The sequence below is a fragment of the Sphingomonas sp. BLCC-B65 genome, from assembly GCF_028550675.1.
Classification (GTDB): Bacteria; Actinomycetota; Actinomycetes; order Actinomycetales; family Microbacteriaceae; genus Microbacterium.
Genome location: NZ_JAQQGL010000001.1, coordinates 854,512 through 877,264, shown reverse-complemented (window position 1 = coordinate 877,264; position 22,753 = coordinate 854,512). Strand labels below are relative to the sequence as shown.

The following is a 22,753-nucleotide window of genomic DNA, read 5'->3' as shown; positions in this document are numbered from 1 at the left end:
CCACTGGCCCCGAGTAGGCTCGCCTCGTGGCGATTCCCCGGCAGCTCCCCAACGCGATCACGATCGTCCGCATCCTGTGCGCGCCGGTCTTCCTCTGGATGCTCCTGGCCGATCAGGGCGGCGACGGCCCGCTGCGGTGGTGGGCAGGTGTGCTGTTCATCGTCGCGATCGCGACGGACGGTATCGACGGCTACCTGGCGCGCAAGTACGAGATCGTCACCGACCTCGGCAAGCTCCTCGACCCGATCGCAGACAAGGCTCTGACCGGCTGTGCCTTCGTCGGGCTCTCCCTCCTGGGCGAGCTCCCCTGGGCCGTCACGATCGTGGTTCTCGTCCGCGAGGTCGGTATCACAGTGCATCGCCTCATCGTCGCGAGCAGTCACGTGGTCGCCGCGGCGTGGATGGGCAAGCTGAAGACCGTCGCGCAGGCGGTCGCGCTCTCCCTCGCGCTGCTGCCGCTGTGGAACGTGGTCGGTGAGTGGGTCCACGTCGTGAACACCGCGGCGATGTGGATCGCGGTCGTCCTCACGGTGGCGAGCGGCGTCGACTACGTGGTCACCGAGATCCGTGGAGCCCGAGCCGCCCGCGGCGGCACCGTGACGGGCACGCGTCGATGAGCGCCTCGTCCCGGCGTGGGGGCGCGCACGACGAACATCCGGATGCCGAGGGAGACGACCTCGAGAGCACCCTGGTCTCCGCGGGTCGTCGCAGTAGCGAGCCGGAGCGCCTCGTCGCCCGACTCGCCGACCTCGGCTGGAGCATTGCGGCGGCCGAATCGTTGACCGGGGGACTGCTCGCCGCATCCATCGTCTCGGTATCGGGAGCCTCGCGCGTCTTCCGCGGCGGGATCGTCGCCTACGCGACCGACGTGAAGGCGAGCCTTCTGGGCGTCGAGCAGCATCTGCTCGACGCGCACGGGCCGGTGCATCCCCGGGTCGCCAGCCAGATGGCGGAGGGCGTGCGCCGCGCGCTCGGACGTGACGGCGTGCCCGCCGACGTGGGCGTGGCGACGACCGGCATCGCGGGCCCGCTGTCACCGGACGGCCAGCCCGTCGGCACGGTGCATATCGCCGTCGCCACTCCGCTGGGCTCACGGGTCGAGTCCGTGCTGATCGACGGCGACCGCGCCGCCATCCGCACCGAGACGGCGGCGCGCGCCGTCCGGCTGGTGCTGGACACGCTCTGAGCCCTCAGATGACGCGGGGAATACCGCTCGTGTCGACGCCGTTACATGACAGCGATTCCCATTCATTACCCAGCACGAGAGGGCTATCGTGGCCAGCACGTGGGGTACTGTTGTCCACCCGGGCACCGATACCCGGTGGGAATCTCGAGTAGAGGAGGGGGCCCGAACATGATCCTGGTTCGTCAGGAGATCGGCGAAGTGCTTCGCGACTTCCGCCTGCAGAAGGGTCGTACCCTCCGCCAGGTCGCCGGACGCGCGAGTGTCGCCCTCGGATATCTCAGCGAGGTCGAGCGCGGTCAGAAGGAGGCCTCGAGCGAGATCCTCGCGGCGGTCGCCGAGGCGCTGGACGTTCCGATCTCGACCATCATGCGCGAGGTCGGTGACCGGCTGTCGGTGCTGGAGGGCCTGCAGGTCTTCCCCGACGTCGTTCCCGACGATCTCGCCGGGCTCGAGGACGGCCTCGTCCAGCCCGAGTTGTCGCTGCGCTGACGTGCGGCGCAGCGAGTTCACGCGAGCCGTCGCGGACGAGTTCGGCGCGCGGGCATCGAGCTTGGTCGCCGACCTCGCTCTGCCCGGTGTGGGTCACCGGACCGCAGCCGAAGCCCTCGCTGACGGCGTCGAGCCGCGCGAGATCTGGCTTGCTCTGTGCGACGAGACGGACGTCCCCGCTTCGCGGCGCCACGGCGTCGGACTGATGGAGCCGCGCCGACGCTGATCCGCGACGGACGCGCGGCGTGTCGCGTGATCGAAACTCTGTTCGATGGGCGTAGGCTCCTGCACATGAGGTGACTCGGGACGTTTGTCCACATTCGAGGCCTGTCGCCGACCGATGTCGGAGACCGTCTCTAGCGTGGACACCGTCATCACGACACCTCCGCCTTGTCGCAGCATCCTTCCCGCCGGGAGGGGGCGTGACAGCCTACAGGCGACGGAATCCCGAGGCCGGCAGCGCCGTCCACGGCAGAGCACAAGGAGCACGTCATGCCCTCACCCGCTGACCGCGAGAAGGCCCTCGAGTCGGCCCTCGCCCAGATCGACCGGCAGTTCGGAAAGGGCTCGGTCATGCGACTGGGCAGCGACGACCGTGCCCCTGTCGAAGTCATCCCCACCGGTTCGATCGCCCTCGATGTCGCTCTCGGCGTGGGAGGTCTTCCCCGCGGGCGCATCATCGAGATCTACGGTCCCGAATCCTCGGGTAAGACGACGCTCACGCTCCACGCGATCGCCAACGTGCAGCGAGCCGGCGGCATCGCCGCCTTCATCGACGCCGAACACGCGCTCGACCCCGACTACGCGCAGAAGCTCGGTGTCGACATCGATCAGCTGCTCGTGTCGCAGCCCGACACGGGGGAGCAGGCGCTGGAGATCGCCGACATGCTGGTTCGTTCGGGAGCGATCGATCTGGTCGTCATCGACTCCGTCGCTGCGCTCGTCCCCAAGGCCGAGATCGAAGGCGAGATGGGCGACTCCCACGTCGGCCTGCAGGCTCGCCTCATGTCTCAGGCGCTGCGCAAGCTGACCGGTGGTCTCAATCAGACCAACACGACCATGATCTTCATCAACCAGCTGCGTGAGAAGATCGGCGTCTTCTTCGGCTCACCCGAGACCACCGCCGGCGGAAAGGCGTTGAAGTTCTACGCCTCGGTGCGTCTCGACATCCGTCGCATCGAGACGTTGAAGGACGGCACCGACGCGGTCGGCAACCGGACGCGCGTCAAGGTCGTCAAGAACAAGATGGCGCCGCCGTTCAAGCAGGCCGAGTTCGACATCCTCTACGGCACCGGCATCTCGCGCGAAGGCTCGCTCATCGACTTCGGCGTCGAGCACGCCCTCGTGAAGAAGTCCGGCGCCTGGTACACCTACGACGGTGAGCAGCTCGGTCAGGGCAAGGAGAACGCCCGCAACTTCCTGCTGAAGAACCCCGACATCGCGGCGGAGATCGAAACCAAGATCAAGCAGAAGCTGGGAATCGGTCAGCCGCGCGGCGGGGCAGAGGTCGCGCCTGCCGATGATCTGGCCGCGCGCCGACCGGCCTGATGACGACGTCGCGACACGGGGGCGAGTCCGAGCGGCTCGCCCCCGTGATCCCGCTGTTCGGCGGGGATGCCGCCGACGCACGCGTCTCCTCCGCCTCTGCGAACCAGCCACCGGATGAGGCAGGTCCGCGCGACCCGCAACCCGGGTCACCCACCGTGTTCCCTGGTCCGTCCGGGCATGAAGGCGGTGTGGGTGATCTCAGCTGGCATCCGACCTGGACGGAGGAGCCCGTCGACGCGGTGTGGGAGGACGACATCGCGACCGTCGTCGACGATGCGGAGGCCGCGCTGATCAAGCGCTTGCGAACGCGCTCCCTGTCCGAACGGGAGGCATCGCGATTCTTGCGCGAACGCGAGCTCGGCGATGCGGCGATCGACCACGTCATCGACCGCATGAGGAGCCTCGGATATCTCGACGACTCGGCACTGGCGGAGCAGCTCGTGCACAGTGGCGTGGAACGAAAGGGACAGGGGCGCGCGATGCTCGTGCAGACCTTGTCGGCCCGCGGCATCCCGCGCGAGGTCATCGACGAGGCCCTCGATGCGCTGCCTGACGATGATGCGGACCGTGCTCTCGAGTTCGCGCGGCAGAAAGCCCGGACGATGCGCGACCTCGATCGCGATACGGCGTTGCGGCGGCTGTCGGGCCAACTCGCGCGGCGCGGGTACGGTGCGAGCGCGCTGACCGCAGCGCGGCAGGCCCTCGAAGAACTCGGGCGACCGGTTCGGCGTGCGCCGGCGGGAACCGTGCGCTTCGAGTGAGCCGTTTTCCCGGTGCGCGGGGCCTCGGGTTCGTGCATGGTGACGGATCGTAGAATGAACGCATCATGACTTCTCCGTCCGCCGCCCCCACGCTGATCGCGCCCTCGGACGCCGCCGTCGCCGCCGACGGACGTGCCCGGACCTACGAGGTGCGCACCTTCGGCTGCCAGATGAACGTGCACGATTCCGAGCGACTTTCCGGCTCGTTGGAGAGCGCCGGATACGTGCGAGCGGAGGCGGGCTCCGAGGCCGATGTCGTCGTGATCAACACGTGTGCGGTGCGCGACAACGCCGCCGGCAAGCTGTACGGCACCCTCGGGCATCTGAAGAGTCGCAAGGATCGTCACGAGGGCATGCAGATCGCCGTCGGCGGCTGTATGGCTCAGATGGACAAAGAGGCCGTGCTCGAGAAGGCGCCGTGGGTCGACGTCGTCTTCGGCACCCACAACATGGGCTCGCTGCCCAGCCTCCTCGAGCGGGCGCGCCACAACGGCGATGCAGAACTGGAGATCCTCGAGGCGCTCGAGGTCTTCCCCTCGACCCTGCCGACCAAGCGCGACGCCGTGCACAGCGGCTGGGTCTCGATCTCCGTCGGATGCAACAACACCTGCACCTTCTGCATCGTGCCGAGCCTGCGCGGCAAGGAGAAGGATCGCCGCCCCGGCGACATCCTCAACGAGATCCGGCTCCTCGTCGAGGACGGCGCCGTCGAGGTCACCCTCCTGGGTCAGAACGTCAACAGCTACGGGGTCGAGTTCGGTGACCGTCAGGCGTTCGGCAAGCTGCTGCGTGCCGCCGGGCAGATCCCGGGGCTCGAGCGCATCCGCTTCACCAGTCCGCACCCGGCCGCCTTCACCGATGACGTCATCGATGCCATGGCCGAGACTCCTCAGGTCATGCCGCAGCTGCACATGCCGCTGCAGTCCGGATCCGATCGCGTCCTACGGGCGATGCGGCGTTCCTACCGCAGTGACCGCTTCCTCGGCATCCTCGAGCGGGTCCGCGACCGCATCCCGCACGCGGCGATCTCCACCGACATCATCGTCGGCTTCCCCGGTGAGACGGATGAGGATTTCGAGGACACGATGCGCGTCGTCGCGCAGGCACGGTTCGCCAGCGCCTTCACCTTCCAGTACTCGATCCGTGAGGGCACCCCCGCCGCGACGATGCCCGACCAGGTGCCGAAGGTCATGGTGCAAGAGCGGTACGAGCGGCTCATCGCCCTGCAGGAGCGCATCAGCCTCGAAGAGAACCAGGCCCAGATCGGCCGCGAGCTGCAGGTGCTGGTCTCGACCGGCGAGGGAAAGAAGGATGCCGAGACCCACCGCCTGACCGGCCGCGCCGAAGACAATCGGCTCGTCCACTTCGAGCTGCCTCGGGGTTCGGCCGTTCCGCGCCCCGGAGACGTCGTGACAGTGACCGTGACGCACGCCGCTCCGTTCCACCTGCTCGCCGATAGCCCCGACGGGGCGCCGCTGCGCATTCGGCGCACGCGCGCGGGCGACGCCTGGGATCGCACCCAGGCGGAGTCATGCGGCGTGCCGACATCCTCGGGCGTCGCGGGCGAGACGGGCGCACCCCGCGCGGTGTCGCTCGGGTTGCCGACGCTCCGCCTCGGGTGACCGGGCGTCTGTGGGGCGTCGTGGGCGCCACGGGCACGGGCAAGTCCGATCTGTCCCTGCGGCTCGCGGAAGCGCTCACCGCCCGCGGTCGCCCGGCGGAGATCGTCAACGCCGACGCCATGCAGCTGTATCGCGGAATGGACATCGGCACCGCCAAGCTGTCGGTCGCCGAGCGCCGCGGCATCCCGCACCATCTCTTCGATGTGCTCGAGGTCACGGATGAGGCCGCGGTCGCGGCGTACCAGGAAGCGGCCCGTACCGTCATCTCAGAGATCTTCCACCGCGGAGCGGACGCCATCCTCGTCGGCGGCTCCGGCCTCTACGTCTCGAGTGTCGTCTACGACTTCCGTTTCCCGCCGCACGACGACATCCTGCGCGCACAGCTGGAAGCGGATCTCGAAGAGGGCGGCCCCGGGCCGCTCCTGGAGCGTCTGCGCGCACTGGACCCGGCGACCGCCGACCGTATCGATGCGCGCAACGCTCGGCGGATCGTGCGCGCCCTCGAGGTCGCCGTGCAGGGCGACCGCGGTCACGGCGCCGTCCTGCCCGCAGATCCCGTGCTCTGGCACGTGCCGACGACCCTCATCGGTGTGGAGGTCGAGCGTGCAACCCTCGTCGCGCGCCTCGACGAGCGGGTGACCCGCATGTGGCGCGAGGGCCTTCTCACCGAAGTCGCAGCCCTCCGCGACCGCGGTCTCGAGCAGGGCGTGACGGCCAGCCGGGCCATCGGCTACGCGCAGGCGTTGGCGCACGTGGCGGGTGAGCTCGATGCGTCCGAGGCCATCGCCCAGACGCAGGCGCTCACCCGACGCTACGCGCGGCGCCAGGTGTCGTGGTTTCGCCGGTATGCCGACGTGCGCTGGGTCGCGCCCGACGTCGACGCGGTCGTCCTGGCAGCATCGGTGGCGTGAGCGAAGTCCGCGAACTCACCGTGCAGCCCGAGCCGCTCCTCGTCGTTCAGTCGGCGTGCTCGGGGGGCCAGACGACGCGGAAGCGTTCGAAGACGATCTCGTCCTCCTCCGACCATTCGGCTCCGCGGGCGGCGGCGACGCGCGTCCAGTAGCGGCGGTGCTCGCGCTGCCAGCTCTCCAGCGATCCGTCGTCCTCGCCCTCGTCGGCGGCGAATGCCGCGTCGCCGCTGGTGAAAGGACCCAACCTCAGTTCGGTCGTGCGCATGATGATGCGCGGTGCGCCGGAGCTGTCGCACGCGATCCAGTGCGATCCGATGCGCGGCACGAGATCGCCCCGAGCGACGAAGTCGGCCACGAGCTCTGCCGTCGCCCGTTTCCGCCCCGACAGCACGATGTCGAGGAGTTCGTCGGCGAGCCGGGCGTTGTCACCGAAGTGCTCGACGGTGTACTCGCCCCCGGCGAGCACCGCTTCGGGCCGCGCGGCGCGGTAGGCGTCCCACATCGCGGCGGCAGCATCGCTGTCGAGGGGGAGCGCGTGAGAGGAGAGAGCGGGTTCTGTCACCCTCAGATCCTGCCACGTCGCTCGCGCGCGGCCGGCCGAGGCGCGGCCTGCAAACCGTAGACTGACCGGGTGGGAGAGTCCATCGCATTCACCAAGGGCCACGGCACCGGGAACGACTTCGTGATCGTGCCCGATGACGAGGGCGCCCTCGACCTGAGCGCCGCCCAGGTGGCGGCCCTGTGTGATCGCCGCTTCGGCATCGGCGGCGACGGCATCCTGCGCGTCGTTCGCAGCGCCCGCATCACCGAGGGTGCGGCGAGCGGGGACGCCGAGTGGTTCATGGACTACCGCAACGCCGACGGATCCGCCGCCGAGATGTGCGGCAACGGCACGCGCGTCTTCGCGAAGTACCTGGTGGACACTGGCCGTGCCGATATCGACGCCGCACCGCTGCGCATCGGCACGCGCGCCGGCATCAAGACCTTGACGCGCAGCGACCTGGGCTTCGAGGTCGACCTCGGCGTCTTCGCCATCGACGGCGACACCGTCGTGAAGGCGCGGGGACTCGACGTCGCCCGGCCCGGTCAGGGCATCGACGTCGGCAACCCGCACGTCGTCGTGGCGCTTTCCAGCACGGCTGAGCTCGAGGAGCTCGACCTCACCGTGCAGCCGCTGCTGCATCCGGAGCCGGTCGCCGGGGCGAACGTCGAGTTCGTCGTTCCGGCCGACCCGCTCGTGAAGAACGGCGTCGGCAGCATCCGTATGCGTGTCTTCGAACGCGGTGTGGGTGAGACGCTTTCCTGCGGCACGGGTGTCGCGGCGGCGGCCCTCGCCGTTCGTCACTGGGCTGGTCCCGCGGCGCCCGATCACTGGAGCGTCGAGGTGCCCGGCGGCATCCTGGGCGTTCGCATCGTCGCCGAAGGCGACGGCGACCACGTGCTCCTGTCGGGGCCGGCGGCTCTCGTCTACTCGGGCGAGGTGCGCCTGGCCTGACGCGGCGTCGATCGCGGGGGACCCAGGGCGGGTCTGGAAACCCAGGGCGGGTCTGGAGACTCAGGGCAGTTCGATGGCGCCGGTGCGCACCGCACCGTGACGGCGCACCTTGAGCACGCGGAAGCCGCGTCCGGTCGCCGCGCGCGTCACGGAGTATCCGTTGTCGAACGTCGCCGCCAGCCACCTCTGCAGCGAGTCGGACCCGAGGTTTCGCTGCACGACCAGCCAGGCATCGCTTCGTTCGTCCAAGCGGGGCAGCCACGTCTCCAGAAGACCGTGCAACTCGTTCTTGCCGACGCGGATGGGCGGATTGGAGCGGATGCTGCGGAAGCGGACGTCGTCCGGAACATCCTCGGGACGCACAGCGTTGATGTTGCCGACACCCCATTCCTGCGCGTTTCGGCGCACCAGGTCGAGGGCGCGATCGTTGACGTCCACCGCCCACACCGTGGCATGGGGCGACTGCACGGCGATGCTGAGCGCGATCGGCCCCCAGCCGCAGCCGAGGTCGAGCAGGTGGCCGCCGGGTGGCGGCGGCGGAGTATTCGCGAGCAGCACCGCCGTCCCGCCGTCGACGTGGTCGGGGCTGAACACCCCGCCCGCGGTCGTGACCTCGCCGCTGCGCCCGCCGAGGGACACGCGGATGCGACGGAGGTTCTCGGCGCTGGACGGGGAGGCGCTGAAGTAGTGGTCACTCCCCATCCTGCGAGCGTACCGGAGCCACCCGCCCGCGCGGGAGGCTAGACTGCAAGGCTGACCTGGAAGGAATCCATGACCCACACCACCGAGACCACCGACGCGCACGGCGAAGAGACGCCGCTCGACCCGGTGGATCGCGTGCTGGCACGTGCCGAGGGCCGCTCTGGCGTGCGCGTCTTCGGTAGCGCCCAGGCGCTGCAGGATGCCGCAACCGTCGCCTCCGGTGACGCCGACGGCGATCAGTGGGATCGCGAGGAACGCGCGGCGCTGCGGCGCGTGCCGGGTCTGTCCACGGAGCTCGAAGACGTCACCGAGGTCGAGTACCGCCAGCTGCGTCTGGAGAACGTCGTGCTCGTGGGGGTGTACCCCCAAGGGTCGCAGGAGGATGCCGAGAACTCGCTGCGCGAACTCGCCGCGCTCGCCGAGACGGCCGGTGCCGTCGTTCTCGACGGCGTGCTGCAGCGGCGTCCGCATCCCGACCCCGCAACCTACATCGGCCGCGGCAAGGCGGCGGAGCTGCGCGACCTCGTGGCCGCCGTCGGCGCCGACACCGTCATCGCCGACACGGAGCTCGCTCCGAGCCAGCGCCGCGCACTGGAGGACGTCGTGAAGGTGAAGGTCATCGACCGCACCACCGTGATCCTCGACATCTTCAGCCAGCACGCCAAGAGCCGCGAGGGCAAGGCCCAGGTCGAGCTCGCCCAGCTCGAGTACCTGTTGCCGCGCCTGCGTGGCTGGGGCGAGTCGATGAGCCGTCAGGCCGGTGGTCAGGTGGGTGCCGGCGGCGCCGGCATGGGCTCACGCGGGCCGGGTGAGACGAAGATCGAGCTCGATCGCCGCCGCATCCGCACCAAGATGGCCCAGCTGCGCAAGCAGCTGCGTGACTTCGCACCCGCCCGCGAGGCCAAGCGCAGCGAACGCAAGCGCAACACGATCCCGTCGGTCGCGATCGCCGGCTACACGAACGCCGGCAAGTCCAGCCTGCTCAACCGGCTCACGAGCGCCGGTGTGCTCGTCGAGAACGCGCTGTTCGCGACCCTGGACGCGACCGTACGTCGCGCCGAAGCGGCCGACGGTCGCGTCTACACCCTGACGGACACGGTCGGGTTCGTGCGCAATCTGCCTCATCAGCTCGTCGAGGCCTTCCGGTCGACGCTGGAAGAGGTCGGCGACGCCGACGTGCTGGTTCACGTCGTGGACGGCTCCCACCCCGACCCCGCCGCGCAGCTCGCGACCGTGCGCGACGTGATGGGCGACGTGGGTGCGCGCTCGACGCGTGAGATCGTCGTCTTCAACAAAGCGGATCTCGTCGACGACGACACCCGACTCGTGCTGCGCGGGCTCGAGCCCTCCGCGCTGTTCGTGTCGTCGCGCACGGGGGAGGGTATCGCGCAGCTGCGCACCGTCATCGAGGACGCCCTCCCGCTGCCGGCGGTCGAAGTGCGCGCGCTCGTGCCGTACGACCGGGGGGACCTCATCAACGCCGTGCACGAGTCCGGCCACATCCTCTCGACCGCTCACGAGGAGGGCGGCACCGCGGTGCACGCCCACGTCTCCGAGCGACTCGCGGCGGAGCTGGCGCCCTACGCGCTCTGACGTGGTGAGGAGCCTGCCAGTTCTATCGGCGGCACGCCGGGCGTCGTGAACCCGAACACCTGGCCGAGGAACGCGAGCTCGCTCTGCAGCGCGTGCACGACCGCCTCGGCGCCGCGGAACCCGTGCCCTTCGCCCTCGTAGAGCACATAGGCGTGCGGGATATGACGGGCCGCGAGCGCGTCGCGGATCGCTTCGGCCTGCGATGGCGGCACGACGGCGTCGTCTGCGCCCTGCAGCAGCAGCACCGGCACCTGGAAGCCGTCGATGTGCGTCAACGGGGAGCGCTGGATGTAGAGCTCCTCGGCCTCGGGTAGCGCTCCGATGAGCCCATCGAGATACCGGGACTCGAAATCGTGGCTATCGGCGGCCAGGGTGCGGGCGTCGCCCACGCCGTAGCGGGAGATGCCTGCGCCGAAAACGTCGGTGCGGGCCAGCGCGGCGAGCACGGTCCAGCCACCGGCTGATCCGCCCTTGATCGCGAGGCGCGCGGGGTCGGCCGCGCCCGTGGCGGCCAGGCCCGTGGCGGATGCCGCGACATCTGCGACGTCGACGACGCCCCATTGGCCGCGCAGCCGCTCACGGTATGCGCGGCCGTACCCCGTCGACCCCCCGTAGTTCACCTCCAGCACCCCGATGCCGCGACTCGTGAAGAACAGCGTCTTCGCGTCGGCGACGCCGCCCTCGTGGCCGGTCGGCCCGCCGTGCACCAGCACGAGGTACGGCGGGCGTTCCGTCTCGGGTGCCGCCACTCGCGGATGTCGCGGGGGATGCACGAACGCGTGCACCGTGCCCGTCGGGCCTTCGAGCGAGAACGGGCGTGTGTCGGGAAGCCACGCATCGAGATCCTCGCCGTCGACCTCTGCACGCTGCCCGATCACCAGATCGACGCGCATCGTCGCGGCCTCCTCATCGATCTCCACGAGCCAGATCCCGCTCATGCCCGGCGCCAGCCCGGAGATCAGCGCCCGACGCCCCACGACCGCTTCGACGCAGAGCGATGCCGTGGCAGGCAGAGGGATCACGGTCTCGGTGCCCGCGGCGGTGCGCCAGACGAGCTCGTCCGAGCCGTTGGTGCGGACAGCGATCACCCCGCCGTCGGAGGTCACCCCGAACCAGCGGCTGCCGAGCGACCACAGCGGGCCTCCCGTGTCTGCATCGGCCGGCGCGAAAGGTGTCCGCGGCAGATCGGCATCGAGGCGCAGTCTCCAGAGGTTCCATCGGCCGGTCGCGTCGTCCAGGTAGAGCAGGTCGTCCTCGTCACACCACTCGGGCTGGAGCGCTGCGGTGCTGCCGTCGGTCACGTCGGTCCACTCGACCACGGCGCCGTCCTCCAGGCGACCGACACGCAGTCTCGTGCGGTCCCAGGGCATGTCGGGGTGATTCCAGGCCACCCACGCGAGACGGTCGCCGCGCGGCGACAGTGCGGGCTGAGCGACGAAGTCGCTGCCCGCGACGAGATCGCTCGCTCCCTCACCCTGCAGGTCGATGCGCACGATCGCCCGTTCACGGCCCGCCCGTTCGCGGATGGCCAGCAGCATGCCGCCGGACGCGCGAAGCCCGCCGTAGCGGACGTCCGCGTCGTTCGTCAGGCGACGCGGCTCCGAGCCGGGTTCGCGCACCCACACCTGCTGGTCTCGCCGTTCGACGAAGAACAGTCGGCCGGCCTCGTCGACCGCCCAGGATCCCCCGCCGTACTCGTGCACGCCGGATCTGGCGTTCCACGGCGCCGGCAGGACGGGGTGCACCCTTCCGGTGGCATCGCGCCGGAACACCGCGGTGCGGCCGGCCTCGTCGGCCACCGTCTGCGCCCACCACACCTCGTCGCCGACGAGCGCGGCACCGTCGATGCGGGGTGACGACGCGGAAGCCCACGCGGCCGTGAACGGAGAGGGCCAGGATCCATAGGGGTGCACATCGACCATGTCTGCCACGCTACGCGCCTGCGTCAGTCGACGTCGCAGGACACGTCTCGTCACACGCGGGGACGGGCGGCAAGGTGGCTCTACAGTGGTGGCACCGAGGCTGCGGTACGCCGGCTGCACGACCCCGACGCGAGAGAAGGCACCGAGCGATGACGTCTCACGAACCGCACATCGCTGCTGCGCGGGCCGGCGGCGAGGCATCGCCGCAGGTTCCGTTCTCGTTCGAGATCTATCCTCCGCGCACGCTGGCGCAGTTGCCTGCGCTCCACGAGACCATCCGCGTGCTGGCCGAGGCGGGGCCGCGGTTCATCTCCGTGACGTTCGGCGCCGGAGGCTCGACCACCGATCGCTCGCTCGCCGTGCTGACGCATATCCTCCGCGAAACGCGGGTTCCCCCCGTCGCGCATGTGACATGCGTCGGCAGCAGCTATGCCGAGGCGACGACGGTCATCCGCCACTTCCTCGACGCCGGCATCACCCGCTTCCTCGCCGTGCGCGGCGACCCGCCGCTCGGCGTCGGAGAGGACGACATCGTCTTCGGCGATCTGGAGTCGGCGGCTCAGCTCGTGCAGCTCATCGGACGTGTGCACGCGGAGCGGTCGACGTATCGCGAGCGGGAGATCCCGGGCGTTCCGGGAGCGGTTCGGGTCATCGACGGCGACCGCGTCGACATCGCGGTCGCTGCGTTCCCGAACGGTCACCCGCGCTCGCGTCATCGCTACGAGGACATCGACGCGCTTCTGGCCAAGCAGGCCGCCGGGGCGACGTCAGCCATCACGCAGCTCTTCTTCCACGCCGACGAGTACCTCGACTTCGTCGCTCGTGCCCGGGCGGCCGGGGTGGTCATTCCGATCGTCCCCGGAATCATGCCGATCACCTCGCCCGGGCGCCTGCGCCGTGTGCTCGAGCTTACCGGAGACGCGCGCCCCGACTCCCTCGCCGCGGCACTGGAGTCCGCTCCGGATGCCGCGGCGCAGCGCGAGGTCGGTCTCGTCCATGCCGCTGCGCTCGCCCGGGCCGTGGTGGCTGGCGGCGCCGAGGGCGTCCACCTTTACGCCTTCAACAATCACGAGACCGTTCTGGGTGTGCTGCGCACCGCGGGGCTGATCCCTGAACGGCGCTCGTAGGGGGCATTCAGTCGGAGGACGCGGTTGCCGCCGCGCGGCGAAGCCCCCAGCGGCGCCACGCATGGCGAACCGCCACCGCCGGCGTCGATGGACCGGCGAGCCACGCGCCGGCGGCGACGGCGAGAGCGATCGCCAGAGCTACGCCGGACGCGCCGACCACCGCCGATATCAGCTGATCGTAGTTCGCGACGGCTGCGGCCGGTGTCAGCGCCGTTCCGGCGGCGGTCGACACCGCCGCGCGGCCGACCGCCGCTGCGATCAGCAGTGCTCCGAGAGCCGCCGCCGCCCCGAGCGCCGCCCACCGGAGGGTGTCGACGCGTCGCCGAGCGAGCGCAATCCCGGCGAGGAACAGGATCGCGGTGGCGACCGGCATCCACCATCCCGCGTTCACGCCGAGCGCATAGCCCGTTCGGACGGCAGCGAGGGCATCGCCGGAGCCGATGATCACGACGTGGTCGACCGAGGGGATGAGCGTCGCCCACGCGACGTCACGCGCGCTCAGGCGTTCCTTCACGCCCGCCACGACGGCGCCGACCTGCACACCGAGTCCGGCATCGGTCTGCACCACGACGCCGGCGCCATCGGCGGTTGCGGCGAGCGTCAGCGCGCGATGAGACTGCCGAAGAACCTCGTCCCAGACCGCTGCGAAGGTGTCGGAGCGGATCGCTTCGGCGATCGCGTCGTGCACGAGAGTCTGCACGGCCGCAGCGGCGGGTGCCTGCAGTCGTCGCAGGGCGTCCGCAGCCCGATCGCCGACGCCGAGGGCGATGATGCCGTCGACGATCGAGCCGGCGAGAGCGCTCGTGTCGAGCTTCGCGTCGACGGCGTCGGTGGATGCCGCGATCACCGCGTCCTGGACGACGGTCGAGCGGGCCAGCGGCGCAAGCGTCGCGGTGAAAGCCTCGTCATCCACCAGCTGCACCCTCGCCCACACGCTCAGGATGGACAGCGGCAGGCAGACGACGGCCAGGACGACCGCGACGGCCGACACGACGGCGCGCGCCCGCGACATGCTCAGACCGCGCGCAGGACGGCCACGACGCGACCGAGAACCACGGCGTCGTCGCCGAGGATCGGCTCGAAGGAGGAGTTGCGGGGGAGCAGCCACGTGTGACCGTCCCGCTGTCGGAAGGTCTTCACCGTCGCTTCGCCGTCCAGCATCGCCGCCACGATGTCGCCGTTTTCGGCCGTCGGCTGGGACCGCACGACGACCCAGTCGCCGTCGCAGATGGCGGCGTCGATCATCGACTCGCCGCTGACCTTGAGCATGAAGAGATCCCCCTTCCCGACCAGCTGACGCGGCAGCGGGAAGATCTCCTCGACCTGCTGATCGGCCGTGATCGGTACGCCTGCCGCGATGCGCCCGACCAGGGGGACGAGCGCGGCGTCGCCGAGCGCGGGGGTGAGGTCGGCGGGGTTCTCCGCGGCGGCACCCGGCAGGTCGATGAGGACCTCCATCGCGCGCGTCTTGCCGGCGTCACGACGCAGATAACCGCTCAGCTCCAGCTGGTTGAGCTGGTGCGTGACGCTGGACAGCGACTTCAGGCCCACGGCGTCGCCGATCTCGCGCATGCTCGGCGGGTAGCCGAAGCGCGCGATGGAGGTCTGGATCACCTCGAGGATCTTCAGCTGCTTGTCGCTGAGGCTCTTACGCCTGCGTGTCTGAGGCTTGTCGGCCATGTCGCGCGCTCCTTCGATCGCGTCCCCGGAAGGCAGCGCCTTCGAATGTCGGAGGTTGGTGATGGGGTCATCTTGTCGAAACCGTATCCGGTTTTCGCACGGTCGCCCGGCACGTGTACGCGTGTCGGGTTCGATTCATCTGCGAGAACGGCAGGGCTTGACACTCGAACACTATCGAAGATAGATTCGGAACAGAGATTCGCATCCACCTCTCCCGGCCGAGAGGAGGATGCGAATCTCGAATCGAATCTTCGAAGTGACGCTTTCAACTCGACGCCCCGGAGCGGGACACGTCTCAAGGAGGAACTCATGACCACGATCGACATCCTCGGCGCTTCGCCCCGTGGCCGTGTCATCGCGGCGGCCCCGGTCACCCGTCTGCGCCTGACGGTTCGCGGTCGCCGGGTGCTCGCCTTCCTCGCTTCGGTCCCGGTCGTCGTCGCGCTCGGCATCGGCATCGTGTCCGGAGGCGGTGCGCTGGCCTCGAACGAGGGGGCGTCGGGAGTCACGTTCACCCATGTCACGGTGCAGCCGGGCGATACGCTCTGGTCGATCGCGCGCGCGGTCGCTCCCGACGTCGACCCGCGGGACGCGGTCGACGCGATCGTGCGGCTCAATGCGCTGGAATCGGGCAGCCTCGACGCCGGGCAGAGCATCGCGATCCCGGCCGAGTACTCCGCCGGTCGCTGAGCGGCCGCTGACCGACCTCGTCCGGGTCTCGCGGCGACCCCTACGATGGTGAGGGTGAGCGTTCGACTCGATGACCTTCCTCTCAGAGATGACCTGCGCGGCCTCACGCCGTATGGGGCCCCGCAGGCTCCGCTGCCCGTCGCGCTGAACGTCAACGAGAACACTCATCCGGTGCCGGAAGCGGTCGCGGACGACATCCTCGACAGCATCGCGCGCGCTCTTCGGGAGGTGAACCGCTACCCGGATCGTGAGTTCACCGCCGTGCGCGAAGGCTTCGCCGAGTATCTGGGTCACGGCCTCTCAGCCGCGCAGATCTGGGCCGCGAACGGATCCAACGAGGTTCTGCAGCACCTCCTGCAGGCGTTCGCCGGCCCCGGACGGACGGCGTTCGGTTTCGCGCCGACCTATTCGATGTACCCGTTGCTCACTCGCGCGACGGGTGCGACCTACGTCAGCGGGACGCGTGGCGTCGACTACACGCTCGCCCCCGACGACGCCGCGGCCCAGATCGACCGTGCGCAGCCCGACGTCGTGTTCCTGTGTGCGCCGAACAATCCGACGGGAACGCCGCTGGGTCTCGATGTGATCGAGGCGGTCTACGACGCGGCGCCGGGCATCGTGATCGTCGACGAGGCCTACCAGGAGTTCGCTCCCCGCGATTCCCGGTCCGCGCTGACGCTGCTGGCCGACCGGCCGCGCCTCGTGGTGTCGCGCACGATGAGCAAGGCCTTCGCTTTCGCGGGCGCTCGCGTCGGCTACCTCGCGGCCGACCCCGCCGTCATCGATGCGCTGCGTCTGGTTCGACTGCCCTACCACCTCAGCGCGCTGACCCAGGCAGCAGCCTCCGCCGCGTTGCGTCATGCGCCGGCCATGCTCGCCATGGTGGACGAGATCGTCGCTCAGCGTGACCGGATCTCTGCGACCCTCGATGCGCTCGGATACCGTCCCTTCGAGAGCTGGACGAACTTCGTGCTCTTCTCGGGTGTGGAAGATCCGGCGACGACGTGGCAGGGGCTCTACGACCGCGGTGTTCTGATCCGCGACGTCGGGATCGCCCACAGTCTGCGTGTCACCGCCGGCACGGAGGAGGAGTCCACGGCCTTCCTCGATGCGCTGGCGTTGCTTGGACCGGGCGGTTCCGGCGCGCACTGACCGTCACCGTCGGGGTAACACGCCAAGGCCCCGTGCGGGCTCTCGGTAGACTCGGCTCATGAGCACCCCGGCCTCCCGCACGGCATCCCTGCGACGCGCGACCAGCGAATCCACGGTCGAACTCGACCTCGATCTGGACGGCACCGGGCACAGCCGCATCGACACCACGGTGCCCTTCTTCGATCACCTGCTCACGGCGTTCGCGAAGCACTCGCTCACCGATCTCACCGTGCGTGCCTCCGGCGACACCAACATCGACGCGCACCACACCGTCGAAGACACCGCGATCGTCCTGGGACAGGCGATCCGCCAGGCCCTCGGCGACAAGAGCGGCATCTCGCGCTACGGAGACGCCCTCGTTCCGCTGGACGAGGCGCTGGCGCAGGCGGTCGTCGACATCAGCGGGCGTCCCTACCTCGTCCACACCGGTGAGCCCGTCGGGTTCGAACACCATCTCATCGGCGGCCACTTCACCGGGTCGCTCGTGCGCCACACCTTCGAGGCGCTCGCGTTCAACGCCGGTGTGACGATGCACGTCACGGTGCTCGGTGGACGCGACCCGCACCACATCGCCGAGGCCGAGTACAAGGCCGTCGCTCGCGCCTTCCGACAGGCGAAGGCGCTCGACCCGCTGGTCCACGGCATCCCCAGTACGAAGGGGGCCTTGTGACCGACGCCGCCTCCGCCCCCCAGACCGGTGCCGATCTCGACGACCGTCCCCTCGTCGCGGTGCTCGACTACGGGTCGGGCAATGTCCACTCCGCCGTCAAGGCGCTCGTCGCCGCTGGCGCCGATGCGCGGCTGACCGCAGATCGCGGACTTATCGACGCCGCCGCCGGCCTCGTCGTCCCCGGTGTGGGAGCTTTCCGCGCCGTGATGGAGGCGCTGCGCGCGACGCGCGGCGACGAGATCATCGAACGCCGTCTCGCGGGGGGATTGCCGGTGCTCGGCATCTGCGTGGGCATGCAGGTCATGTTCGAGCACGGCGTGGAGCGCGGCGAAGACACCGAGGGACTCGGTGAATGGCCGGGGGCGGTCACCGAGCTCGATGCGCCGGTGCTTCCGCACATGGGTTGGAACACGGTCCGGCCCGGTGAGGGCTCGACGCTGTTTCGCGGCTTGGAAGACGAGCGGTTCTACTTCGTGCACTCCTATGCCGCCCAGCATTGGTCGCTCGAGGTCACGCGCCCGTTCCGTGAGCCGGCCCTCACCTGGTGTGATTACGGCACGCCGTTCCTCGCGGCGGTGGAGAACGGGCCGCTGTCGGCGACCCAGTTCCACCCGGAGAAGAGCGGCGAGGCCGGCATCCGCCTGCTCGCCAACTGGATCTCCTCGCTTCCGCAGGAGCTCACCCGCACCCGGTAGTAGTCTCTCTGCTTGTGTGTCCTCGTGTCCGCACGTCGCGGCCACTGAACCTTTCCTGGAGCCATGAACGATTTCGCGTCGACCCCCGAACTGATCCTTCTGCCCGCCGTCGACGTCGCTGACGGCAAGGCTGTGCGCCTGACTCAGGGCGAGGCCGGCACCGAGACGAGCTATGGCGATCCCGTCGATGCGGCGTTGGCGTGGGCGCGCGATGGCGCTCAGTGGATCCACCTCGTCGATCTGGATGCCGCCTTCGGGCGCGGCAACAACTCCGCGGTGCTGCGCAAGGTGATCAAGCAGCTCAAGGGCGTGCAGGTGGAGCTGTCCGGAGGAATCCGCGACGACGCGACACTGGAAGCCGCACTCGAATCGGGCGCGACCCGCATCAACCTCGGCACCGCCGCGCTGGAGAACCCCGAATGGGCAGCGGATGTGATCGGTCGCTACGGCGACGCGATCGCGGTCGGGCTCGACGTGCGCGGCACGACGCTGGCCGCGCGCGGATGGACGCGCGACGGCGGCGACCTCTGGCAGGTGCTCGAGCGCCTCGAGGACGCGGGATGCAGCCGCTATGTGGTCACCGACGTCACCAAGGACGGCACGCTGAAGGGTCCGAACCTCGAGTTGCTGCGCGAGGTCACCACGCGCACGGTCAAGCCGGTCGTCGCCTCGGGCGGCATCTCGAATCTCGACGACATCGCCGCCCTGCGGGAGCTCGTTCCCCTCGGCGTCGAGGGCGCGATCGTGGGCAAGGCACTCTATGCGGGGGCCTTCACCCTCGCCGAGGCGCTGGATGTCGCCGCAGGCTGAGCGTCCCGACGACGCCGCGGCGCACACCTGCGTTACGGACTCTGCCGGCGTGCCGTGGGCGGGGCGCTCCTTCGAGGCCAATCCGCACGCCGGTGACGACGGCTCCGCGGATCCCGCGCTGCTGTCGGCGCTGCGTGCGTTCGGCCGAGGCGAGGGCGATGCGCGCGCGGTCGTGGACGCCTACCGCTCCGCCCGGTTGCTGATCCCGTTGGTCGCCGAGGCCGGCGACGTCGGAATCGCCCCGTCCGGTCACACCGTCGACAAGACGCAGGAGCTCTCCATCGTCACGGTTGCCGCACCCGACGGACGGCGTGTGCTGCCCGTCTTCACGTCGGTGCGCACGATGGCGGCGTGGGATCCGAAGGCGCGGCCGGTGCCGGCCGACGGCGTCCGCACCGCCCTGGCCGCCGCTGCCGACGACACCGACCTGATCGTGATCGACCCGGCATCCGAGACCGAGTTCGTGCTGCGTCGCCCCGCGGTATGGGCCCTCGGGCAGGGGCTGGCGTGGGAACCCGCGCACACTTCGCCGGAGGTGTACGCGGGGCTGCAGGAGTCGGTCGGCTCCGAACTGGGCGTGCTGGATCTGTCGGTGGCGCCGGGCGATCCGCAGGCGCGTCTGCGCGGCCCGGAACTCATCGTGCGCCTGCACTTGGTCGACGGGCTCGACCAGTCCCAGCTGGACGCCACCCTGCAGAGGTTGGCGGCGCGGTGGGCCGCCGACGATCGCATCGCTGTGCTGGTCGATTCCCTGACGGTCAAGCTCGTCCGCGGCTGATCGCCGCGCGGCGTCTCACGTGACGGGACCGGTCCACTTCTCGCCCGGGCCCTTGCCGATCGGGTCGGGGATGACGGATGCCTCCCGGAACGCGAGCTGCAGCGAGCGCAGGCCGTCACGCAGCGAGCGCGCATGCATGTCGCTGATCTCCGGTGCGCCGGCCGTGATCAGCCCCGCGAGGGCGTTGATGAGCTTGCGCGCCTCGTCGAGATCCCGTTGCGTCTCCGGGTCGTCCGCGAGGCCGGTCTTGACGGCGGCCGCGCTCATCAGGTGCACGGCTGCGGTCGTGATGACCTCCACCGCGGGAACGTCGGCGATGTCGCGGGTAGCGGCGGCGGAGGCGCGCTCCTGTTCCTCCCATCGGGCGAGCCGTTCGGCGTCGTGCGGGTCGGGGGTGGAAGGAATCGTGTCCACGTGCTGCTCTCTGCTAGACTGTGCGGGCGCCGGAGTGTTCTGCTCCGGAACGAAAGAGGATCACATCCCACCCGCGCTTGCCGCTCCAGGCTACCGGGTCACGCACTCCGCCTCGTCCGTCGAGGTCGCCGCACCGAGCAGTCGGGGCGGGTGAGGGTGCAGGAACGAAGCCGACGTGCGCGTCGTGCGGGGTGGACGTGACGATCTTCCGCCCGAGACACACCCCTGTGTCCGGTGGCACCCACCCGTACGACTAAGGAGTTCCGCATCAGCGATCCCCGCACCAATGACCGCATCCGCGTTCCCGAGGTCCGCCTCGTCGGACCCGCGGGTGAGCAGGTCGGCGTCGTCCGCATCGAGGTCGCCCTGCGCCTCGCTCAGGAAGCAGATCTCGACCTCGTCGAGGTCGCCCCCAACTCGAAGCCGCCCGTGGTCAAGATCATGGACTACGGCAAGTTCAAGTACGAGGCTGCGCAGAAGGCGAAGGAAGCACGCCGCAACCAGGCGAACACGGTTCTCAAGGAGGTCCGTTTCCGTCTGAAGATCGAAGCGCACGACTACACGACCAAGCTCAAGCGCGCCGAGGGCTTCCTGCAGGCCGGCGACAAGGTCAAGGCCATGATCCTCTTCCGTGGTCGTGAGCAGTCGCGCCCGGAGCAGGGTGTGCGGTTGCTGCGCAAGTTCGCCGAGGACGTCGCGGAGTACGGCACCGTCGAGTCGAACCCCACGATCGACGGTCGCAACATGGTCATGGTCATCGCCCCGCACAAGAACAAGTCCGAGGTGAAGACCGAGCAGAACGCCCAGCGTGCTGCCAACAAGGAGGCGGCACGCCAGGCGCGCAGCGCCCCGGGTGCCGAGCCCGAGGTCGCCCCCGCCGCCGAGCCCGCTCCCGCGGAGTAAGGCCGCAGGCCGGAGGCGCAGCCTCCCGGCCCCCAGAGCTCCCGCCCCGCGGGAACCACAACGAAGGATAGAGACATGCCGAAGCAGAAGACCCACTCGGGTGCCAAGAAGCGCTTCAAGGTCACCGGTAGCGGGAAGATCAAGAAGCAGCAGGCGAACCTCCGCCACAACTTCGAAGGCAAGCCCACCAAGCGCACGCGCCGCCTGTCGGCGGACAAGATCCTGGCTCCCGGCGACGCGAAGGTCGCCAAGAAGCTCCTCGGCATCTGAGCGCTGACGCAGACGAGAAAGTAGAAGAAAATGGCTAGAGTCAAGCGGGCCGTCAACGCCCACAAGAAGCGTCGCGTCATCCTCGAGCGCGCATCCGGTTACCGCGGACAGCGTTCGCGCCTGTACCGCAAGGCCAAGGAGCAGGTCACCCACTCGCTGGTCTACGCGTACCGTGACCGCCGCAAGCGCAAGGGCGACTTCCGCCGCCTGTGGATCCAGCGCATCAACGCCGCGGCCCGTCAGAACGGCATCACCTACAACCGCTTCATCCAGGGCCTCGGCCTGGCCGGCGTGCAGGTCGACCGTCGCATGCTCGCCGAGCTGGCCGTCAACGAGCCGGCCACCTTCGCCTCGCTCGTCGAGACGGCGAAGAAGGCGCTGCCGGCGGACGTGAACGCGCCCAAGGCGTAATCACTGCCCACACAGCACGAGAAGGGGTGTCCTCCCAGCGGGGGACACCCCTTCTTCATTCCCTAGGATGAGATCGTGCTCGAAAACCCTCGCTCTCCACGTGTGCGCGCCGTCGCCAAGCTGACCAAGCGCAGCGCCCGACAGGAGACCGGGCTGTTCCTGCTGGAAGGACCCCAGGCGGCCCGAGAGGCTCTCGCCTTCCGCCCCGACACCCTCGTCGAGCTGTTCGCCACGCCCACGGCGATGGAGCGTCATCAGGACATCCGTGATGCCGCGGGAGACGCCGGCCTCGAGATCGTCTTCACCACCGAGGCGGTGCTCGACGCGATGGCCGACACCGTCACCCCGCAGGGCATCGTCGCCGTGGCACGACAGTCGCCGACGTCGCTCAAGGACATCTTCGCCGCCTCGCCGACGCTCATCGCGATCTGCGAGGAGGTGCGCGACCCCGGCAACCTCGGCACCATCATCCGCGCCGCCGATGCCGCTGGCGCGGACGCCGTGGTGCTGACCGGGCGGACGGTCGATCCATACAACCCGAAGGTGGTGCGCGCCACGACCGGTTCGCTGTTTCACGTTCCCGTCGCCGTCGGCGCGGAGCTGTCGGCAACCGTCGAGCGCGCGCACGCGGCCGGCCTACGCGTCGTCGCGGCAGACGTCGGGGGAGAGGACTTCCTCGCGCGACGCGACGCACTCTCCGCGCCCACTGCCTGGCTGTTCGGCAATGAGGCGCGCGGTCTCGACGACGACGCGCTGGCTCTCGCCGACCTCTCGCTGAGACTTCCGATCTACGGTCGTGCCGAGTCGCTGAATCTCGCCACCGCAGCCAGCGTGTGCCTGTACGAAACGGCATTCGCGCAGCGCGGCGAACGCTGACGCGTATTGTTCCGGGTCGGTGACGACTCGGTCAAGATCCTGTGTATA

General features: G+C 69.6%; 27 protein-coding genes. 21 read left to right on the top strand and 6 right to left on the bottom strand.

Annotated features, from left to right (window positions below; genetic code table 11):
- The first annotated feature begins 26 nt into the window (after positions 1-26).
- The 8 genes from pgsA to miaA all read left to right on the top strand — a co-directional run bounded on the left by pgsA (position 27) and on the right by miaA (position 6,517).
- The gene (gene pgsA / locus PP359_RS04335; protein WP_135948342.1) at positions 27-617 is read left to right on the top strand and encodes a CDP-diacylglycerol--glycerol-3-phosphate 3-phosphatidyltransferase; all 591 of its coding nucleotides are present in this window, start codon (positions 27-29) and stop codon (positions 615-617) included.
- Positions 614-1,186 (top strand): CinA family protein, encoded by a 573-nt coding sequence (locus PP359_RS04330; RefSeq protein WP_036287237.1) that lies wholly within the window; start codon positions 614-616, stop codon positions 1,184-1,186. The genes pgsA and PP359_RS04330 overlap by 4 nt, the downstream gene beginning before the upstream one ends.
- 168 nt (positions 1,187-1,354) lie before the next feature.
- A complete protein-coding gene (locus PP359_RS04325; protein WP_005048854.1) occupies positions 1,355-1,675 on the top strand; it encodes a helix-turn-helix domain-containing protein in 321 nt (106 codons plus the stop codon).
- A gap of 1 nt (position 1,676) precedes the next feature.
- Entirely contained in the window at positions 1,677-1,901 is a 225-nt protein-coding gene (locus PP359_RS04320; protein ID WP_036287224.1) for a DUF3046 domain-containing protein, read from the top strand.
- Positions 1,902-2,167: 266 nt separating this feature from the next.
- The gene (gene recA / locus PP359_RS04315; RefSeq protein ID WP_039416593.1) at positions 2,168-3,223 is read left to right on the top strand and encodes a recombinase RecA; all 1,056 of its coding nucleotides are present in this window, start codon (positions 2,168-2,170) and stop codon (positions 3,221-3,223) included.
- Between the two features lie 188 nt (positions 3,224-3,411).
- On the top strand, positions 3,412-3,984 hold the full coding sequence (locus tag PP359_RS04310; protein ID WP_239498543.1) for a regulatory protein RecX: 573 nt from the start codon (positions 3,412-3,414) through the stop codon (positions 3,982-3,984).
- Positions 3,985-4,049: 65 nt separating this feature from the next.
- Positions 4,050-5,606, top strand: coding sequence for a tRNA (N6-isopentenyl adenosine(37)-C2)-methylthiotransferase MiaB (gene miaB / locus PP359_RS04305; RefSeq protein ID WP_112932733.1), 1,557 nt, complete (start codon positions 4,050-4,052; stop codon positions 5,604-5,606).
- Positions 5,603-6,517 (top strand): tRNA (adenosine(37)-N6)-dimethylallyltransferase MiaA, encoded by a 915-nt coding sequence (miaA, locus tag PP359_RS04300; protein ID WP_112932990.1) that lies wholly within the window; start codon positions 5,603-5,605, stop codon positions 6,515-6,517. Before miaB ends, miaA begins: the two co-directional genes overlap by 4 nt.
- Positions 6,518-6,563: 46 nt before the next feature.
- Here the strand turns inward: miaA and PP359_RS04295 are convergent, their stop codons facing one another.
- A complete protein-coding gene (locus PP359_RS04295; RefSeq protein WP_036322052.1) occupies positions 6,564-7,079 on the bottom strand; it encodes an ASCH domain-containing protein in 516 nt (171 codons plus the stop codon).
- A gap of 69 nt (positions 7,080-7,148) precedes the next feature.
- On the opposite strand from PP359_RS04295, the gene dapF reads away from it, so the two are divergent.
- Complete coding sequence (dapF, locus tag PP359_RS04290) at positions 7,149-8,012, top strand: diaminopimelate epimerase (RefSeq protein WP_499249963.1); 864 nt, start codon at positions 7,149-7,151, stop codon at positions 8,010-8,012.
- Between the two features lie 60 nt (positions 8,013-8,072).
- Here the strand turns inward: dapF and PP359_RS04285 are convergent, their stop codons facing one another.
- Positions 8,073-8,714 (bottom strand): class I SAM-dependent methyltransferase, encoded by a 642-nt coding sequence (locus tag PP359_RS04285; RefSeq protein ID WP_112932734.1) that lies wholly within the window; start codon positions 8,712-8,714, stop codon positions 8,073-8,075.
- Between the two features lie 69 nt (positions 8,715-8,783).
- Here PP359_RS04285 and hflX point away from each other — a divergent pair, with 69 nt between their 5' ends.
- Complete coding sequence (gene hflX, locus PP359_RS04280) at positions 8,784-10,307, top strand: GTPase HflX (protein ID WP_039416602.1); 1,524 nt, start codon at positions 8,784-8,786, stop codon at positions 10,305-10,307.
- On the opposite strand, the gene PP359_RS04275 is transcribed toward hflX, so the two are convergent.
- Positions 10,295-12,229, bottom strand: coding sequence for a S9 family peptidase (locus PP359_RS04275; protein WP_499249962.1), 1,935 nt, complete (start codon positions 12,227-12,229; stop codon positions 10,295-10,297). The two genes, hflX and PP359_RS04275, sit on opposite strands and share 13 nt — an antisense overlap.
- A gap of 149 nt (positions 12,230-12,378) precedes the next feature.
- Between PP359_RS04275 and PP359_RS04270 the strand changes: the two genes are divergently transcribed.
- Positions 12,379-13,356, top strand: coding sequence for a methylenetetrahydrofolate reductase (locus PP359_RS04270; protein WP_499249961.1), 978 nt, complete (start codon positions 12,379-12,381; stop codon positions 13,354-13,356).
- 7 nt (positions 13,357-13,363) lie between these two features.
- Here the strand turns inward: PP359_RS04270 and PP359_RS04265 are convergent, their stop codons facing one another.
- Together PP359_RS04265 and lexA are read right to left on the bottom strand one after the other, a co-directional pair.
- Positions 13,364-14,368 carry a hypothetical protein gene (locus tag PP359_RS04265; RefSeq protein ID WP_499249960.1) on the bottom strand — a complete coding sequence of 335 codons (1,005 nt, stop codon included), beginning with the start codon at positions 14,366-14,368 and terminating at the stop codon, positions 13,364-13,366.
- A 2-nt stretch (positions 14,369-14,370) separates the two neighbouring features.
- Positions 14,371-15,036 carry a transcriptional repressor LexA gene (lexA, locus tag PP359_RS04260; protein WP_499249959.1) on the bottom strand — a complete coding sequence of 222 codons (666 nt, stop codon included), beginning with the start codon at positions 15,034-15,036 and terminating at the stop codon, positions 14,371-14,373.
- A gap of 309 nt (positions 15,037-15,345) precedes the next feature.
- Here lexA and PP359_RS04255 point away from each other — a divergent pair, with 309 nt between their 5' ends.
- From PP359_RS04255 to PP359_RS04230, 6 genes are all read left to right on the top strand, one after another.
- Positions 15,346-15,726, top strand: coding sequence for a LysM peptidoglycan-binding domain-containing protein (locus tag PP359_RS04255; protein WP_499249958.1), 381 nt, complete (start codon positions 15,346-15,348; stop codon positions 15,724-15,726).
- Between the two features lie 54 nt (positions 15,727-15,780).
- Positions 15,781-16,878: a histidinol-phosphate transaminase gene (locus PP359_RS04250; RefSeq protein WP_499249957.1), complete on the top strand. Its 1,098-nt coding sequence runs from the start codon at positions 15,781-15,783 to the stop codon at positions 16,876-16,878.
- 58 nt (positions 16,879-16,936) lie between these two features.
- Positions 16,937-17,548 carry an imidazoleglycerol-phosphate dehydratase HisB gene (gene hisB, locus PP359_RS04245; protein ID WP_036318593.1) on the top strand — a complete coding sequence of 204 codons (612 nt, stop codon included), beginning with the start codon at positions 16,937-16,939 and terminating at the stop codon, positions 17,546-17,548.
- Positions 17,545-18,243: an imidazole glycerol phosphate synthase subunit HisH gene (gene hisH, locus PP359_RS04240; protein ID WP_036318590.1), complete on the top strand. Its 699-nt coding sequence runs from the start codon at positions 17,545-17,547 to the stop codon at positions 18,241-18,243. The genes hisB and hisH overlap by 4 nt, the downstream gene beginning before the upstream one ends.
- A gap of 63 nt (positions 18,244-18,306) precedes the next feature.
- Positions 18,307-19,053 (top strand): bifunctional 1-(5-phosphoribosyl)-5-((5-phosphoribosylamino)methylideneamino)imidazole-4-carboxamide isomerase/phosphoribosylanthranilate isomerase PriA, encoded by a 747-nt coding sequence (gene priA, locus PP359_RS04235; RefSeq protein WP_036318587.1) that lies wholly within the window; start codon positions 18,307-18,309, stop codon positions 19,051-19,053.
- Complete coding sequence (locus PP359_RS04230; RefSeq protein WP_036318584.1) at positions 19,037-19,831, top strand: SseB family protein; 795 nt, start codon at positions 19,037-19,039, stop codon at positions 19,829-19,831. The genes priA and PP359_RS04230 overlap by 17 nt, the downstream gene beginning before the upstream one ends.
- Positions 19,832-19,846: 15 nt before the next feature.
- On the opposite strand, the gene PP359_RS04225 is transcribed toward PP359_RS04230, so the two are convergent.
- The gene (locus PP359_RS04225; protein WP_036318582.1) at positions 19,847-20,245 is read right to left on the bottom strand and encodes a DUF1844 domain-containing protein; all 399 of its coding nucleotides are present in this window, start codon (positions 20,243-20,245) and stop codon (positions 19,847-19,849) included.
- Between the two features lie 234 nt (positions 20,246-20,479).
- Between PP359_RS04225 and infC the strand changes: the two genes are divergently transcribed.
- The 4 genes from infC to PP359_RS04205 all read left to right on the top strand — a co-directional run bounded on the left by infC (position 20,480) and on the right by PP359_RS04205 (position 22,705).
- Complete coding sequence (gene infC / locus PP359_RS04220) at positions 20,480-21,148, top strand: translation initiation factor IF-3 (protein ID WP_082013814.1); 669 nt, start codon at positions 20,480-20,482, stop codon at positions 21,146-21,148.
- Between the two features lie 75 nt (positions 21,149-21,223).
- Positions 21,224-21,418 (top strand): 50S ribosomal protein L35, encoded by a 195-nt coding sequence (gene rpmI / locus PP359_RS04215; protein ID WP_005048908.1) that lies wholly within the window; start codon positions 21,224-21,226, stop codon positions 21,416-21,418.
- A gap of 30 nt (positions 21,419-21,448) precedes the next feature.
- On the top strand, positions 21,449-21,829 hold the full coding sequence (gene rplT, locus PP359_RS04210) for a 50S ribosomal protein L20 (protein WP_005048911.1): 381 nt from the start codon (positions 21,449-21,451) through the stop codon (positions 21,827-21,829).
- Positions 21,830-21,904: 75 nt separating this feature from the next.
- Positions 21,905-22,705 carry a TrmH family RNA methyltransferase gene (locus PP359_RS04205; protein ID WP_036318576.1) on the top strand — a complete coding sequence of 267 codons (801 nt, stop codon included), beginning with the start codon at positions 21,905-21,907 and terminating at the stop codon, positions 22,703-22,705.
- The last annotated feature ends 48 nt before the right edge of the window (positions 22,706-22,753 follow it).

What these genes read in the sequence shown, in the direction of transcription:
- recA (WP_039416593.1), top strand. Translation starts at nt 2,168, where the DNA reads ATGCCCTCACCCGCTGACCGCGAGAAGGCCCTCGAGTCGGCCCTCGCC.
- PP359_RS04330 (WP_036287237.1), top strand. Translation starts at nt 614, where the DNA reads ATGAGCGCCTCGTCCCGGCGTGGGGGCGCGCACGACGAACATCCGGAT.
- miaB (WP_112932733.1), top strand. Translation starts at nt 4,050, where the DNA reads ATGACTTCTCCGTCCGCCGCCCCCACGCTGATCGCGCCCTCGGACGCC.
- PP359_RS04255 (WP_499249958.1), top strand. Translation starts at nt 15,346, where the DNA reads ATGACCACGATCGACATCCTCGGCGCTTCGCCCCGTGGCCGTGTCATC.
- PP359_RS04230 (WP_036318584.1), top strand. Translation starts at nt 19,037, where the DNA reads ATGTCGCCGCAGGCTGAGCGTCCCGACGACGCCGCGGCGCACACCTGC.
- priA (WP_036318587.1), top strand. Translation starts at nt 18,307, where the DNA reads ATGAACGATTTCGCGTCGACCCCCGAACTGATCCTTCTGCCCGCCGTC.
- PP359_RS04270 (WP_499249961.1), top strand. Translation starts at nt 12,379, where the DNA reads ATGACGTCTCACGAACCGCACATCGCTGCTGCGCGGGCCGGCGGCGAG.
- PP359_RS04265 (WP_499249960.1), bottom strand. Translation starts at nt 14,368, where the DNA reads ATGTCGCGGGCGCGCGCCGTCGTGTCGGCCGTCGCGGTCGTCCTGGCC.
- lexA (WP_499249959.1), bottom strand. Translation starts at nt 15,036, where the DNA reads ATGGCCGACAAGCCTCAGACACGCAGGCGTAAGAGCCTCAGCGACAAG.
- hisB (WP_036318593.1), top strand. Translation starts at nt 16,937, where the DNA reads ATGAGCACCCCGGCCTCCCGCACGGCATCCCTGCGACGCGCGACCAGC.
- rplT (WP_005048911.1), top strand. Translation starts at nt 21,449, where the DNA reads ATGGCTAGAGTCAAGCGGGCCGTCAACGCCCACAAGAAGCGTCGCGTC.
- hflX (WP_039416602.1), top strand. Translation starts at nt 8,784, where the DNA reads ATGACCCACACCACCGAGACCACCGACGCGCACGGCGAAGAGACGCCG.
- PP359_RS04275 (WP_499249962.1), bottom strand. Translation starts at nt 12,229, where the DNA reads ATGGTCGATGTGCACCCCTATGGATCCTGGCCCTCTCCGTTCACGGCC.
- PP359_RS04285 (WP_112932734.1), bottom strand. Translation starts at nt 8,714, where the DNA reads ATGGGGAGTGACCACTACTTCAGCGCCTCCCCGTCCAGCGCCGAGAAC.
- PP359_RS04325 (WP_005048854.1), top strand. Translation starts at nt 1,355, where the DNA reads ATGATCCTGGTTCGTCAGGAGATCGGCGAAGTGCTTCGCGACTTCCGC.
- rpmI (WP_005048908.1), top strand. Translation starts at nt 21,224, where the DNA reads ATGCCGAAGCAGAAGACCCACTCGGGTGCCAAGAAGCGCTTCAAGGTC.